Below are 16,510 nucleotides of genomic sequence, written 5' to 3'. Positions count from 1 at the left end.
CCTTACTCTTCCATCTCTGATAACAGGCGCTGCATTTCGTCCAGGGCCTGGTCCGTCGACGGCCCCTGGGGTTTCTCGATCTGCTCGGCAAGGCCGGCAATCGTCGGGTTGTGGAACAGGCTGCGCAGCTCGATCCTGATACCGAAACGGCTCTCGACCTGGGTCATCAAGCGCATCGCCAACAGCGAATGCCCACCCAACTCGAAGAAACTGTTGAACACCCCGACCTGCGGCAATTCGAGCAGGTCCTGCCAGATTTCGGCCAGTTGCTGCTCCAGCTCGGTGCGCGGCGCCACGCCCTGTATCGTCACCGGCTGCGGCGCCGGCAACGCCTTGCGGTCGATCTTGCCGTTGGCATTGAGGGCCAGGCGTGGCTGGGTGATGAAACCCGCCGGGATCATATAGCCCGGCAACAGGCCTTCCAGGTGCCGACGCAGTTCTGCCTGGTCGATGGGGCTCGGCGCTTGCAGCCAGGCGAACAGGCTCTGACTGCGCGAGTCGATCATCACCACCGCCTCCTCCACGCCCGGATAACGACGCAGCAGCGACTCGATCTCGCCGGGCTCGATGCGGAACCCACGCACCTTGACCTGGAAATCGCTGCGACCAACGTAGGCCAGTCGTCCGTCATCGCGCCGCCGTACCAGGTCGCCGGTGCGATACATGCGGCTACCCGGTTCACTGGCATACGGGTCGGGCAGATAGACCGCGGCCGTGGTGGCGGCGGCATGCTGGTAACCACGGGTCACCCCGGCGCCGGCGATATACAGTTCACCCGTGGTGCCCAGTGGAACCGGACGGAGCATTTCATCGAGCACGTAGCAACGCGTGTTGAGCAGCGGCGAACCAATGTCGGCCACGCCGGACGGCACCTCTTGCAGCGTCTGCGTCGTCGACCAGACCGTGGTTTCGGTCGGACCATAGGCGTTGATCAGCACCACGCCGCGGCTGCGCAGCTCGGTTACCAGCTCAGCGGCAACCGCCTCGCCACCGATCAACCCGCGCACGGCTGGCCAGTCGGCCTGGGCGGTTTCCAACAGGATCTGCCAACCGGCGGGAGTCGCCTGGAACACGGTCGCGCGGCGCAGCAAGGCAAACAGCTGGTGACCATCAACGACTTGCTCGCGACGGGCCAGCAGGATCGCCGCGCCATTGACCAGCGGCAGGAACAGCTCCGGCTTGCACATATCGAACGCATAAGTGGTGCTGGCCAGCCAGACATCCGCAGCGCCCAGTGGCAATTGCCGATCGAGAGCGGCCAGCAGGTTGCTCAGATTCCCGCGTGTGACCTGCACGCCTTTGGGTGTACCGGTCGAGCCCGAGGTGTAGATCACATAAGCGCGTTGCTCCGGGTGGGTCGGCAGCACCGGGTTGTCGGTACTGCACGCCTCCAGCGCCAACTGATCGAGCCAGACGTTGTCGACACCGCCCAGCACATCGCCGCACAGGCTTTCGCTGAGCACCAGGGCCGGACGGGCGTGCTCGATGATGAAGCGCAGACGATCCGCCGGGTGTTGTGGGTCCAGCGGCAGGTAAGCCGCGCCGGCCTTGTGGATGGCCAGCAGTGCCGGCAGCAACCAGCGGCCCCGGGTCAAGCAGACGGCAATCAGATCGTCCGTGCCGACGCCCCGTGCACGCAACCAATGGGCCAGGCGATTACTGAGGGCGTTTAGCTGGACATAGCTCAGTTGCTGGTCCTGACAGTCGACCGCCAACGCCTCGGGCGTCAGCGCCGCTTGACGCTCGAAGCGGGCAATCAGGTCCGCTTCGCGGGGCAAGGCCTCCGCCGTCTGGTTCCATGGACGCAGGGCCAGGGCATGATCGGTATTGGCCAGGTCGACGTCCCAGAGGCGCGCCTGGGCGTTTTCCAGCATGCCTTCGAGCAGGTGCAAGTACTCGTCTGCATAGCGTTGCGCTGTCCGATCCAGGAACAGGTCGGTGTTGTATTCCAGCACGCATTGCCAGTCATCACCGTACTGCTCGATGTGCAAGCCGATATCCACCAGGGCACTGTCGCTTTCCACGTCCAGCCGCTGCGTCGGCAGGCCGGCGAAATGCTGATCGCCCGCTGCCGCATCGCGCTGGATCAGGTTGAACAACGCCTGAAACAGTGGTGTGTGGCTGAGGTCGCGGCGCACATTCAACGCTTCTACCAATCGTTCGAACGGGACGTCCGCATGCTGCTGGGCAGCCAGGTGAGTGGCTTGCAGTTGCTGCCAGAACTGTTCGACCGGCTGCTGGGCATCGATGTGACTGCGCAACACTTGGGTGGTCGCGAAGTAACCGATCAGGTTATCGGTGTGGGCCTGATGGCGATGGGCGACCGGCAGGCCGATCCAGATTTCGCGCTGGCCCGAGTGCCTGGCCAGGAGGATTTTCCAGGCCGCCAGCAACGGCGCGAACGCGGTCAGCCCGTGGCGTTGCGCGGTATCACGCAGACGCTGGACCAAGGTTGCCGGCAGGCTGAAGCGCAGGCGCCGGCCGTTGTAGCCTTGCTCGGCGGGACGTGGCATATCGGTGGGCAGGTTCAGCACCGGCGGCTCCCCTTCCAGGGTTCGCCGCCAGTATTCGAGCTGCGATTCGATACGCGCCTGACCTGCCGGACTTTGCCAACTGGCGGCGATGTCCGAGAACTGCAACGGCAGCGGCGGTAGGCTGGCGCTGCGCTCTTGCAGCAATGCCTGATAGATCAGTTGCAGCTCATTGAAGAAAATTTCCAGCGAACGGGCATCGGCAATGATGTGGTGCAAAGTGACCTGCAACACATTGACGTCCTGGCCCTGATACACACACACCCGCCACAGCGGCGGCGCCGACAGGTCAAAGGGACGTTGTGCTTCCTGGCTCAGTTTCAGCGCGAAATCCGCGGACTGTTCGTCCATCTCCAGCGGTTCGAAGCTCAACGGCACCGCCGTGGATTGCTCGACAGACTGCCGGGCGCCATCGGAGGTTTCGCTGAATACCGTCCGCAGGCTGTGCTGGCGGTTGCTCAACTGCGTCAACGCCTGCTCCAGCAACGCCGGTTGCAGGGCACCCTCCAGGCGCAGGGCGAGGGACAAATGGTAGGCCTGGGTATCGCCTTGCAAGCGATCCAGGAACCACAGGCGCTGCTGAGTGAAATGCAGCGGTGCCAAGGGCTCCTTGAAAGGACGCAGGACGCCCTCGGCTTCAATGTTCGTCGCCGCCACCTGCGCCGCAAAATCGCGCAGCACCGGCTGCTCGAACAGGGTGCGCAATGCCAGGCGCCGGCCATGCTGTTCGGCAATTCGCGCCACCAGGCGCGCCGCCAGCAACGAATGGCCGCCCAGGGCAAAGAAATTGTCGTGCGCGCCAACGTCGGTGCAGCCCAGCAGTTCCTCCCAGAGCCTGGCCACCTCCCGCTCACATTCGCTCGAAAGCGTGCCGCGCTGTCCGTCGCGTTGTTGCGGTGCCGGCAACGCCTTGCGATCAACCTTGCCGCTCGGGCTCAAAGGCAGGGTGTCCAGGCGAACGAATTGGCTTGGTAGCATGTAGTCCGGCAGTTGGGCGGCGAGCGCCTCGCGCAGCATGGTTTCATCCAGCGCGTCGCCTGCGTAGTAACCCACCAGGCTGGCGGTTTCACCGCTGCCCAGCAGCACGACGGCCGCTTCGCGAACGCCGGGGATACGCGCCAGCAGCGCTTCGATTTCACCCAGCTCGATCCGGAAACCGCGCAGCTTGACCTGGAAATCCAGCCGTCCCAGGTAGTCGAGGCTGCCATGGCTGTTGCGTCGGACCCGGTCACCGGTGCGGTACATGCGGGCACCCGGCACGAACGGATCCGGCAGGAACGCCGCCGCGGTCAGTCGTGCCGCCGCGAAGTAGCCCCGACCGAGGTTCGCCCCAGCCAGGTACAGCTCACCGGGCACCCCGACGGCCACTGGCTGCAAATCGGCATCCAGAACATACGCGGCGGTATTGGCGACCGGATGCCCGATCGGCACTTCGACGCCAGCATCCTCGCCACCGCTGCGCACTTCAAAGGTACTGTAGACCGTCGCTTCTGTCGGCCCGTAACCGTTGATGACCCTGGCGCCCCTGCCCTCGATGGCTTCGGCCAGCGCACAAGGCAAGGCTTCTCCGCCGGAAATCGCACGCACGCCTTGCCAACTGCGCGAGGTATGCGCCACCAGCATTCGCCAGGTCGCGGGAGTGGCCTGCATGATCGTCGGCTGCCCGGTCATCAACAGTTGATCGATCGCCTGCGGATCACGTGCCTGTTCGCGATCGGCCAACAGGATGCTGGCGCCGTGTGCCAGCGGCAGCAGCAATTCGACAATGGCAATATCGAAGGTCGCGGTGGTCAATGCCAGGACCCGGTCCCGAGCCGTCATCGGCACGGCCTGCTCCACGGCCAGCATCAGGTTCATCAGGTTGCCCCGGCTGATCGCCACGCCCTTGGGCTGGCCGGTGGAACCGGAGGTATACAGCACGTAGGCGAGCTGATCCTGCGCCACTGCCGGGGCCTTGTAGCGGTCTGTGGTGCTCAGGGCATCGATGTCCAGCAACGCCACGTCGCTGTTCCACTGCGCCAATAGCGCCAGGCTCGCGCCGGTGCCCAGGCACAGTTTGGGTTGCGCCGCCTCGAAGATGTAGCGGCCACGTTCCGGCGGGGTGTCCTCGGCCAACGGCACGTAGGCAGCACCGGCCTTGAGAATCGCCAGCAGCGCCATGGGCAGGCGGGCGTCGCGGGGCAAGCTGAGGGCGACACGATCCTCGATACCCACGCCATGGGCTTGCAAGGCTGCCGCCAATCGCTCGGCAGCCTGGTCCAGCTGGGCGTAGCTCAGACGCTCAGCACCGGCCACTAAGGCCGTCGCGTCCGGTTGACGGGCGACCTGATGCGCAAAGGCCTGGAGAATATCCTGGTGACCCGTAACGCCGGGTCCGTCGATACGGGCCAGGGAGGGTTCAGCACACTGCCACGCCAACTCACCCAACGCCCTTTCTGGCTGCGCGATCAACGCATCGAGCATTGCCAGGTACTGCTCGGCCATCGCTTGGGCGGTTTCTTCGCGGAACAGGTCGCTGCTGTATTGCAGGCTCAGGCTGATGCCGTGTTCGCTGTCCCGCACGTCCAGGTGCAGATCACACAAGGCGCTGTCCGGACGGTTGTCCAACGGCTCGGCGATCACATCGGTCAGTTCAAAACGCTCCAGGGCATTGCCCGGGAAGTAGTTGAACATGGCCTGGAACAACGGGTTGTAGCTCACCTGCCGCACGACGCCGAGCTGCTCGATCAGGTAGTCGAATGGCAGGTCCTGATGGGACTGAACCGACACGGACAGCGCTTGCAGTTCGCTCATCAGTTGCAGCAGGCTGCGCTCGCCCGACAGTTTCTTGCGATACACCAGCGTGTTGACGAAGCAACCGACCAGGGGCTGGAGTACCCCGTGGTGCCGGTTGGCCACGGGAACGCCGACGAGGATGTCGTCCGCGCCGCCGCGGCTGCGCAACAGCAACTGGAACGCGGTGAGCATCGGGATGAAATTGCTCCAGCCGTGGCGGGCACTGAACGCACGCAAGCGTGCCGTCAGGGCGTCGGACAAGCGCCGCTCGACACGCCCACCGGCTTGGCTCGCCTGGGCGGGACGGGGAAAATCGGCCGCGAGCTCCAGCACCGGCAGTTCGCCAGCCAACTGCTCGCGCCAGAACGCCAGTTCCTGTACGCACGCCTTGCTGTTCATCCACTGGTGTTGCCAGAGGGCATAGTCGGCGTACTGCATCGACGGCGCCGGCAATGCTGTCTCAAGCCCTTGTCGCCGGTTGCGGTACTGCTTGCACACCTCATCGATGATCAACTGCAAGGACCAGCCATCGGCCACGATGTGATGGCAGTTCAACGACAAGACAAAGGCATCCGGGGCCAGCCGATAGAGCCTGGCGCGCAGCAACGGAGCCGTTTCCAGCGAGAACGGCGTCATCGCATCCTGACGCAGCAGATCGTGCAGCCCTTCTTCGTTCGGCACGTCGACCAAAGGCAACTCAAGCTCGGTGCGGGCCAGGATCAGTTGGCTCGGTCCTTCGGCCTGGTTGATAAACCCGGTGCGCAGCACTTCGTGTCGATCAACCACAGCCTGCAACGCAGCCTGCAGGTCGGCAATGTGCAACTCGCCGGTCAGGCGAACGGCGCCTGCCAGGTTATAGGCGGGGCTATGGGGATCCAACTGTTGCAGGAACCACAGACGCTGCTGGGCAAACGACAGCGGCAGCTTGTCAGGGCGTGGCAACAGCCCCGGCGATGCGTTCACGGTGCCGGTCTGGTTTTCCAGCCAATCGGCCATGGCAGCGATGGTCGGGCGCTCGAACACTACGCGCAGGGGCAAATCCTTGCCCGTGAGTTTGCCGATCAGCCCGATCAGTTGAGTGGCCAGCAGCGAATGACCGCCCAGCTCGAAGAAGTTGTCCTCGACACCGACCTGACCAAGCCCCAGCACGCTTTGCCAGGCCTCGACCATCTGGCCTTGCAGCTCGCTGCTGGGCGCAACGTAGCGGGCCTGACTCTGGGCGGCGAAATCCGGGGCGGGCAAGGATTTTCGATCGATCTTGCCGTTGCCGTTGAGTGGGAAGCGCTCCAGGAACACAAATGCGCCGGGCGTCATGTAGGGCGGAAGATGGCCAAGCACATGCTCGCGCAAGGCCTCGATGCTCACCTGTGTATCGCTCACCACGTAGGCCACCAGCACCTTGGCGCGCTGCTGGTCGTCACGCGCCACGACCACCGCTTCCCGGACGCCGGGGTAATGGCTCAGGCAGGCTTCGATTTCGTCCAGTTCGATGCGGTGTCCGCGGATCTTGACCTGATGGTCGGTACGACCAACGTATTCAAGATCGCCATTGGGCAGGAAGCGCGCCAGGTCTCCGGTGCGATAGAGACGCGAACCGTCGTTGGCAATCGGGTCCGGCAGGAACACCGCCGCCGTGCGCGCCGGGTCTGCCATGTAGCCGCGTCCGACGCCGACACCGGCGACGAAAATCTCCCCCACCGCACCGGCCGGTATGGGTTGCAGGTCGGCATCGAGCAGGTATAAGCGGTTGTTCAGGGTGGCGCGACCGATGGGCACGTTGATGCGTTGTTCCGGCAACCGTTCGAGCAGCGGATGGAACGCTACGTCATCGGAGCATTCGGCGGGCCCGTAGGCGTTCATCAATGGAATGGCGGGATAGCGGTCGAACCAACGACGCGCCAGGGCCGGCGGGAGCGCCTCGCCGGTGGCCAGCACCCAGCGCAGTTGCGAGCGTTCGAGCCCCGCGTCGAGCAGGCTCTGCATCAACGACGGCACGGCTTCGAGGATGCTGATGCCATGCCGTTCGATGGCCGACGCCAGCGCATCGGGATCCTGCACGATGCAATCGCCGAGGATCACCGTGCGAGCCCCCAGCACCAGGCCGGCCAGGGTTTGCCAGACAGAAATGTCGAAGCATTGCGGCGCGGTCTGGGCAATGACATCGGATGCATCGAGCCCCAGCCCCGGCAGCTTGCCGAGGATGTTGTTGAGCATGCCCGCGTGCGCCACCATCGCCCCTTTGGGCGTGCCGGTGGAGCCGGAGGTGAAGATGCAATAGGCCAACGAGAGGTCGTGGACCGCAAGGTTCAGGTCTTCATCGCTGTAGCTGTTCAGTACCGCAGAATCGTAGAGCACTGCTTTGGGACGTTGTTCGAGCAGCGCCACAGCCTCCCGCGCCAGCTCGCCCAACCCCGCGCCGTGGACCAGCAACGGCGTTCGACTCTGGCGCAGGACCTGGGCCAAGCGCTGGGGTGGATTGCGCGGGTCGAGCGGCAGCCAACCGGCACCGGCCTTGAGGACGGCAAGGATCATCACCACCAAGTCCAGGCCACGCTCGTCGAACACCGCGATCAAGTCACCAGCGTTGACACCCTGGGCGCGCAGGTGCCGGGCCAGACGGTTGGCGGCGCGGTTCAACTGATCGAACGTCAGGCTGTTGTCGCCGTGAACCATGGCAATGCGCTCGGGCGTCAGGCGAACCTGTTGCTGCAGTCGCTCGATGTACAAGGGTTGCAGCAGCTGTTCGTCGGCCGCCAGGCCTCCACCGGCCCAGACCTGATGCTGGTGCGCGATTTCACGCTCATCGAGCATCGCCAGGTGGTGCAGCGGTGTTTCTGGATGAGCCTGCAAGGCCGAACAGATGTTCAGCAGCAAGGTGCGGAAGTGGCGCAGCATCTGCTCGATTTCTTCGCGCAGGTACCAGTCGGTCTGATAGGTCAATTGCAGGTGCAGGCGCTCACCCGGAACGATCACCACCGTGATGGGATAGTTGGTGTGGGTGCGATTGGCCATGTCGCTGATCAGGTAGTCCAGTTGCCCCTGACGCAAGTCGGCGGCAATGGGCGCGTTCTCGAACACGAACAGACTCTGGAACAGGTCCTGGCGCTGCACTTCGCTCCAGCGCTGGATCTCGGCCAGGGACACGCTTTCGTGTTCGCGCAGGCTCAGGTTCTCGGTCTGCAAGGCCTTCAACCATGGACCCAACGCGTCATCCGGACGCACGTTCCAACGCAGTGGCAAACTGTTGATGAACAGGCCGACGATACTTTCCATGCCTTGCAGGTGAACCGGCCGACCGGCGACGGTGATGCCGAACACCAGGTCGCGATCCCCGCTGTAGCGCGCCAACAGCAAAGCCCAGGCCCCCTGCACCAGGGTGTTGAGGGTGATGCCGTGCCGGGCCGCCGCGCTCTGCAGGTCGAGGGTCTGCTCGAGCGTCAGGTGTTCGACGCAGTCTTCAACGGGCTCCGCAGCCCCCTGGATCCTGCCGACATGCCCGAAGCCAAACTCGTTGGGGGTGTCGAACCCCGCCAGGCGTTGTTGCCAGAATGCCTGGTGGTCCTGCGGCTTCTGGGTTTCCAGCCAGCGAATGAAATCGCGATACGGACGCGGCGCCGGCAGGTTCAGGCGACGGCCCTCCTGAGCGGCACGGTAGCCGTTGAGGAAGTCCATCATGATGATCGAGAAGCACCAGGCGTCCATCAGGATGTGGTGGTAGCTGCGCACGAATTGATAGGTGTCGGGGGCCAGCTTGTACAGCCTGACTCGCATCAGCGGCGCCTTGGTAAAGTCCAGTCCCTGGGTCCGCTCTTCGCTGAGCAGTTGTTCCAGGCGCTCCTGTTGCTCGCCTTCGCTCAGATGCGACCAGTCCTCATAGGTGATCGGCAATTCGACCTGCTTGTGCACAACTTGCATCGGACGCTTTTGCTGCTTCCAGACAAAGGAAGTGCGCAGCAATTCATGGCGCTCCACCACCTGCGCCCAGGCCTGACGGAACGCTGCCAGATCAAGATTCGGCATGACCATGACATGACGGTATTGCAGCAGGTACATGCCTTTGCCAGGGTGCAGCAGACTGTGGAACAGCAGTCCCTGCTGCATGGGCGCCAGCGGATAAATCGATTCGATATTGCGCGAAAGTGCTTTGACCTTGTCGTTCATGCTGACGGTATCCGAACCTGTGTGGATGCGTGTATGTATGCCTGTATGTACGGGCACGCAGGGGTAATCACTGCTCGAGCTGTTCGAGCAGGCCCAGGAACTCATCGTCGGACAAACCTGAGTCAGCGAAGTCCGAAGCCGTGGCGCGACCCACCGTGGGCGCCAGGCAGTGCTCCAGCAAGGCGGCGAGGCGCTGCTGGAACTGCTGGGCCAACTCACGAACCAATACCGTCTCGTGGATCTGCGGGTCGTAACGCCATTCGATGTGCAGCCGGCCTTCGTTCACCAGTGCCGTGACGTCCAGCAGATGCGTGCGCCGGGTGCTGTCGGCGCGCATGCCTGGGCAGATCGGTCGAGCCAATCGCCAGAGACTGGATGCCTCCAGCCACTGTTCAACCCGTCCCAGGTAGTTGAAGGTCAACAGCGAGGCCGCTCCCAGGCCGTGGGCCGGGTCGAGGCGCAGCAATCCGTAGCCCAGGCCCTGTTCCGGCAGGCGGCGCAGGGCCTCCTTGGCCGCGATGATCGAGCGCTCGGGGTCCCACGAGGTGTCAATAGCCAGCGGATAGCGACTGGTGTGCCAACCAATCGAACGGGACAGATCGGGGCCTTGCTCCCAGCCTGTGCGACCGTGGCTTTCCATTTCCAGGGTGACTCGCTCGCGTCCCTGCCATTGCCCGAGGGTCCCGGCCAGGGCGGCCACCAGCAGATCCTGGACTTGCGTGCCGTAGGCGGCATGGCAATCGCCCAATAACAACCGGGTCTGCTCGACGCTCAATTGCGCCTCCAGCGTTCGGCTCTCACCGTACACACTGACCTGTTCGGCCACGGCGCCCTCAGCGGCCAACTGCTCACGCCAGTAATCCACCTGCGCCAACACTTCAGGGTCACCCCGGTGGCGCTGCAACGCCTCGCTCCACACGTGGAAACCTGCCGTGACGGCGGGCAGAACCGCACCCGGTTGCAGGTACAGGCTCTCCAACTCGTGCAACAGAACCTGCCAGGACACCGCATCGACCAGCAGGTGATGGGCCGTGCAGAGCAACTCCCGGCTCTGGGTGAAATACACCCAGCGGATCAAGGGTGCCTGGGTCAGGTCCCAGCCTTGCTGCGAACGTTGCAGCAGGGCCTCGGTCAAGGGCTCTTCCTCCACTCGGAACAGGGCTTTGACCTGGTCCTGGGAAAAAACTTGATAGCGTTGCTGCCAGCCCTGCGGGGATGCTTCAAACGTCAGGCGCAGGCTGGCGTGGCGTTCAAGCAACGTGCCCAGGGCTCGGGTAAACCGTTGCTGATCCAGTGGCTCGTGCAAGGCCAGCAGCAACGACTGGTTCCAGTGTTCAGCCAGGTTCTGTCCCTGGAAAAAGAACCAGTCCTGGATGGGCGTCAAGGCGAACGCGGTGGTGGGCTCGGGCGAGTGGCTCGCAGGCTGCTCGGCCGTCGCGCCAAGGTCCACCACCTGCCCGGCCCAACCGCGCACGGTGGGAAATTCGAAGATCTGTTTGGGCTTGAGCTGCAGGCCCTGTTGTTTGGCCCGGGCGATGATCTGCAAACTCAGGATCGAGTCGCCGCCGACCGAGAAGAAGTTGTCGTCGACCTGCAGATCCGAGTTGTTGAGAATCTCCCGGGCGATCTCCAGCAGGCGCAGCTCCAGGGTGCGCTGTGGTGTCTGCACCACCCGCGCCAGAGCACGCACCGTCTGCTCGGCGAACAATTGCTTGGGCGTCATCAGGATCTGTTGCTGGCGCGCCAGGGCGATGATTTGCAAGCCGAGAATGGAATCGCCGCCCAGGGCGAAGAAGTTGTCATCGGGCCCGACCTCGGGGTTGCCGAGCATGGAACGCCAGATGTCCAGCAATGTGGTTTCCACGACATTCAAGGGCTGATCGTCCGACGGCCCTGTCCCATGGGCCGGTGCCGTCGCTTGCTCAGCCAGGCGCAACAACGCCTGACGGTCGACCTTGCCGTTGGGCAACAAGGCGAAAGCGTCGAGGCAGTGCCATTGCGCCGGCTGCATGTAATCCGGCAGTTGCCGTTGCAGGTTTGCCTGGATATCGGCCAGCGCAGCAGGCGACGCAACCAGGAAGGCGACCAGTCGATTGCCCGACAACGGCGTCGGGCAGTTCAGTACCCTGACGTCGCTGACCTGCGGCATGGCGCGCAATTGCGCCGCGACCTCGGCTGGCTCCACCCGGTAGCCGCGGATCTTGACCTGCTCATCGAGGCGACCGAGAAACTCCATCTGCCCCAGGTGATTGAGCCGTACCCGGTCACCGGTGCGATAACCGTGCTGACCAAAACGTGCACGGTCGGCGTCGCTGGCACTCAGATAACCCAGGGCCACGGTCGCGCCCTGAACGTACAGTTCGCCACTGACGCCAGCCGGCAACAGGGCACCGTCAGGGGCCCGCACGCTCACCTGGACATTGGCCAGTGGCCGTCCCAGCGGTGCGGCGCCACTGGCATCCACCTCATGGGTCAACACCCCGACCGTGGTTTCGCTGGGGCCATAGTGGTTGACGATGCGCAAATCGGCTTTCAACGCGCGCAAACGTGTCACCAGATCGTGGCCCAGGGCTTCGCCACCGACCACCAGGCACTGTCGTGGCAACAACCGCTGCGGGTCCTTGGCGATCAACAAGGCATTGAGGTGCGACGGCACGATCTTCAACAGATCCACGGGTTGGTGCGCAAGGACGGCAGCCAGCTCTTCGGCATCGAAGGCCAGCTCTTCGGCCAGCAGGCGCAGGCAGCGACCGCTCAGCAGCGCCCCGAACAATGCCGTATGACCCAGGTCCGTCGCGCAACTGGCCAGACTGGCCAGGCTCGCATCCTCCGGCAGGCCCAAGCGCTCAAGGCAACCGGTCACATAATGAATCAGGTTGCCCTGACTGACCTCGACACCCTTGGGCCGCCCACTGGAGCCCGAGGTATAGACCACGTAGGCCGCGAAATCCGCCGCCAGGGAAGTCCGCAAAGGCGACTCACTGAACAACGGCACAGGCGGCAATGCCAACCATCGAACCTGCCCGGGCAACCACTCGGGGCGCTCGCCCTCACTGATCCAGACCTTGGGCATGGCGCCCTGGCAGATCTCCTGCAAACGCGACGCCGGCCATTGCGGATCGAGCGCCAGGTAGGTCGCGCCGCATTGCCAGGCTGCGAGCATGTGCATCACCAGCTCACGACTGCGCGGCAAGCACAAGGCGATGCGCTCGCCGGCCAGGCTCGAATCCTTCTGCATACGTTCGCCGCGGGCGACCACGGCACGTCCCAGATCGGCATAGCTGAGCGTACCCTGTTCATCCTGCAGGGCAATCGACTGCGGCTTGCGCCCACACTGTGCGGTGAACGCCTGCCAGGCATTGCTGAAGGGAACCGGCACGTCCTCGCCTTTGAGCAATGACTGTTGCTCGGGCGCCAGCCAGTCGAGCTCGGCAAACGGCACCTGGGGCTGTTCGATCGCCGCCAGGGCCAGGGCGACGAACTGATCGCGATAGCGTTCGATCGTTTCGCGGCGATACAACGCCTTACTGTAGCGCCACCGGCAGAGAAATCCCTCCTCTTCGTCGATGATCACCATGTTCAATTCGTGGGCCGCGCCTCGCTGCTCCGACAGCAAGCGGTCGACGTACTGCTCGAACGGCGCAATGCGTTCCTTGTTCAGCGTGAACATGTGTTGGAACAGCGGCGCCCTGCCCGCTTGGCGCGGCAGGTCCAATTGTTTGACCAGCCGCGAGAACGGATAGTGGCGGTGCCGCAGGGCGTCCTTGACGGTGGCGTCGACCTGCCTGGCCCAGTCGCCGCTGGACAAGTCCCGACGCAGCCGGCAGCGGATGGGCAGCGGGTTGACCAGGTACCCCGGCAGGCTGACGTGTTCACGGCGCAAGCGCCAACCGCTGGGTGTCCCCAAAACGAAGTCGTCCTGGCCCGACAGCACGCCGAGAAATTGCTGGAACAGCGAGAACCACAACACATACGGCGTCACTCCCCACGCTCGGGCGACGGCGCGAAACCGTGCCGTCGTGGCCGGATCGAAGCGGACCGACAGCTCCCCGCCCTTGAAGGCCTGGTTGCTGCCATAGGGAAAATCGGTGGGCAACTCCAGGGTTGGGGCTTCGGCCAGCTGTGCCTGCCACCATGCCAGCTCCACGGGCTCGGCTGCCTCACTGCGAATGTGCAAGTCGCTGCAATAGTCGCGGTAGGCGTCAGGGTTCACAGCGGGCAGCGGCTGATCCTGGAGCAGCGCGAACAGCTCATTGAGCACGATGTAGAACGTGGCCAGGTCCGCCGCGATGTGATGAATCACCAGCAGCACGCTGTGCTCGACACGACCGTCGCGCGCGTTGCTGAAGAGGACTACCCGACTGACATCTCCGTCTTCCAGTTTGAAGGGAAGATCGGCCGCCTCGGTGATACGTTGCTGCAGCGTCTGCGCGTCTGCGTCCTGCAATGCCACGCACTGCAACGGCTGGACACGCTCGCGGTGGCTCCATTGCAGCAAGTCACCGTTGCGCTCGGCATAGGGCGTGCACAACAACGGGTAGCGCTGCTGTACGGTTGCCCAGGCGTCTTGCAGGCGTTGGGGCAAATCGGGAGTAACGAACCCTGGTTTGAGCCGTCCGGCATAGGCAATGTTGTAGGCGCAGCTGTCGGGCTCCAGGCGCTGGAGAAACCAGAGCGCCTGCTCGTTGTCCGTCAACGGTCGGGCATCGAAATAGTCGGGGTGGCGTTGCAGCCATTGCTGCACCTCGGCGTCGTGTGCGCTCAGCTGGGCGTCGAGCTCTTCATCCAGCGCACCTGGCGAACGGTGCGTAACGATCAAACGACCTTCGGCTATCGATAGGCGAATTCCACGCAGCCAGCAGCGATGCATCAGGCGATCGAGCATTTGATGTCCTTCATTGTGCTTGTTCGAAATAGGCCGCCCATTGCGGCGGCTTTCTGAAAGGAAGCGGCGATCAGCTTGCCGAGGCCGGCTCCGCCATGGCGACCACGACCTTGCGCGCCCCCTGGAAGGTTGCGCGACCGTGAGCGACCAGCATGTTGTCGAGCATCAAGACATCACCCGCCTGCCAGGGGAAGCTCACCTGACAGCGCTGCAAGACTTCGCGGATGTGCTCCAGCGCGTGCAATTCAATCGGCGAGCCGTCGCCATAGAACACGTTACGCGGCACACCCTGCTCACCGACGATGGAGATCAATGTCTCGCGTACCGGCGCCGCAAGGTTGGAAATATGGAACAGATGCGCCTGATTGAACCACACCCACTCCCCCGTCACCGGGTGCTGGGCCACGGCCTGGCAGACCTGGCGAGTGGAAAGCTCACCGTCGTCTTTCCACTGGAATTGGATGTTGCTGGCACGACAGTAACGCTCGACCTGCGAGCGGTCCTCGGTGCTGAAAGCCTGCTGCCAGGGAAGGTCCAGGCCGTTGCCGTAGTTGCGCACATACATCAGGCGCTTCTCGGCAAAGCGCTGACGGATAGCGGGGTCGATCTGCTGGTAGACGAGACGGCTGTCGGCAATGGGCGTTTCACCGCCGACCGGCGAGGCCTGCACGCAATGGAACCAGATCTTCATCGGCCAGTTCAGCGAATAAGACTGCTCATTGTGCAGCGGGATAACCTGATGGGCCGGGTACTCGGTGGAGGTGTACACCCGGTTGTTGAGCTTGGTGCGCGGAGTGGAGGCATAGTCGTAGGTCAGCAGTTCATGACCGAAGCTGCGAGCGAATTCCTCGAAGTCCGCTTCATCCCTGAAGGCGAAACCGCGAAACAGGATACCCCCCGCACGAGGCAGCTCGGACTCCACCGCCTGCAGTATCTGCGCTCGACTGGCTTGCCAGGCAGCGCCTGCCAGCGGTGCCTGGAAGATGAACGGCAAGGTTTGCTCGTTACCCGGTACAACATCCATGGTTTGAACCTGTGCACGCACCAAACCGCTTTCCATATAAGCTCCCAGCCATTGCGATCAGCGAATATTTTTTTCGAGAGCATAAACTAATACAAACGACTCACAGTCGCAATAGAGAATCATTGTCATTAGTATTGATCGCATCGCCAGGATCAGCTTATTTGCCCTGCAGTACGTTCTCCCGTTCAGCGATATGCGACATCAGCAGGTAAGCGGAACCCAGCAGGCCCTGCATGGTATCGGCATAGCGGCTGCGATTGAGGTACAGGAACTGGCGGTTTTTCACGGCAAACTGGTTCTTCCATTGGGGAGACTGACGAAACGCCGCGGTGCTGGCTTCCGAGTCGAGCAGCTCTTCATAGGTGTCGATGATGAAATCACTGTCGAAGTCGCCAATTCGCTCCAGGCTGTAAGGCACGTTCTGCCGCGCCTCACGGTAAGCCGGGACACGCCCCAGGCCAAAATCGGCAATGACGTCGTCCATGCCGCCGCGGCCGATCAGTTGGAAGCCATCGCTATAGACTTCCAGCGTCGTGACCGTGATGCGTGAAGGATCCTTGACGCGCTTCTTGAACTCGCTGACGACCCACTGATATTCATCGAGCATTTCTTCATAGCGCTGCTGCTTGCCGACCAGCTCGGCGAGCTCCTTGGCATAAGTCTTGATGTCGGTTTCCCGGGCAGGCAACAGCACGACCGGTGCGATCTTGCTGAGCTTGTCCTTGATGTCAGCGTGATACGACAATCCTACGATCAAGTCAGGCTTCAACGCTGCGATAGCCTCCAGGTCGGGCGACTGGTGCGAGCCGATATACTGGATGCCCGTTGTATTGAACCGTTGCTGCGTCCCGCGAAACAGCACATCCGAGAACAGTTTCTTGCGCCCCGTCGAACCACAGGGCTTGACCCCCAGTTCGAACAATTGGGCCGTCAGGCTGAAGTCATGCAAGGACACAATGCAGTGCGGAGCGACAGGCACCTCAACCCGACCAAACCTGTTCTGGAATACTTTGGTTTCAGCGGCGCTGGCCGGTGCGACCACCAATGCCAACGGCACGCACAGCATGCCGGCCACACTTCGAAAAAAACCTTTCACCCGTTCCCGCACGCACTTACCTCCAGACAATTTCAATG

4 protein-coding genes are annotated in these 16,510 nt (G+C 63.1%); all 4 read right to left on the bottom strand.

Features of this window, described 5'->3' with window-relative positions; all coding sequences use genetic code 11:
* Positions 1 to 2 precede the first annotated feature (2 nt).
* Positions 3 to 9,467, bottom strand: a complete 9,465-nt coding sequence (locus tag ACLEJR_RS00685) for an amino acid adenylation domain-containing protein (protein ID WP_440811413.1) — start codon at positions 9,465 to 9,467, stop codon at positions 3 to 5.
* 67 nt (positions 9,468 to 9,534) lie between these two features.
* Positions 9,535 to 14,352 carry a condensation domain-containing protein gene (locus tag ACLEJR_RS00680; RefSeq protein WP_440811411.1) on the bottom strand — a complete coding sequence of 1,606 codons (4,818 nt, stop codon included), beginning with the start codon at positions 14,350 to 14,352 and terminating at the stop codon, positions 9,535 to 9,537.
* A gap of 70 nt (positions 14,353 to 14,422) precedes the next feature.
* Positions 14,423 to 15,376 carry a TauD/TfdA family dioxygenase gene (locus ACLEJR_RS00675; protein WP_440792220.1) on the bottom strand — a complete coding sequence of 318 codons (954 nt, stop codon included), beginning with the start codon at positions 15,374 to 15,376 and terminating at the stop codon, positions 14,423 to 14,425.
* A 157-nt stretch (positions 15,377 to 15,533) separates the two neighbouring features.
* Positions 15,534 to 16,508, bottom strand: a complete 975-nt coding sequence (locus ACLEJR_RS00670; RefSeq protein ID WP_440811409.1) for an ABC transporter substrate-binding protein — start codon at positions 16,506 to 16,508, stop codon at positions 15,534 to 15,536.
* Positions 16,509 to 16,510 lie beyond the last annotated feature (2 nt).

The sequence above is a fragment of the Pseudomonas sp. SMN5 genome, assembly GCF_052041925.1.
Taxonomy (GTDB): domain Bacteria; phylum Pseudomonadota; class Gammaproteobacteria; order Pseudomonadales; family Pseudomonadaceae; genus Aquipseudomonas.
Note: the sequence above shows the minus strand (reverse complement) of the source record. Positions and strands in the feature narration are given on the sequence as shown.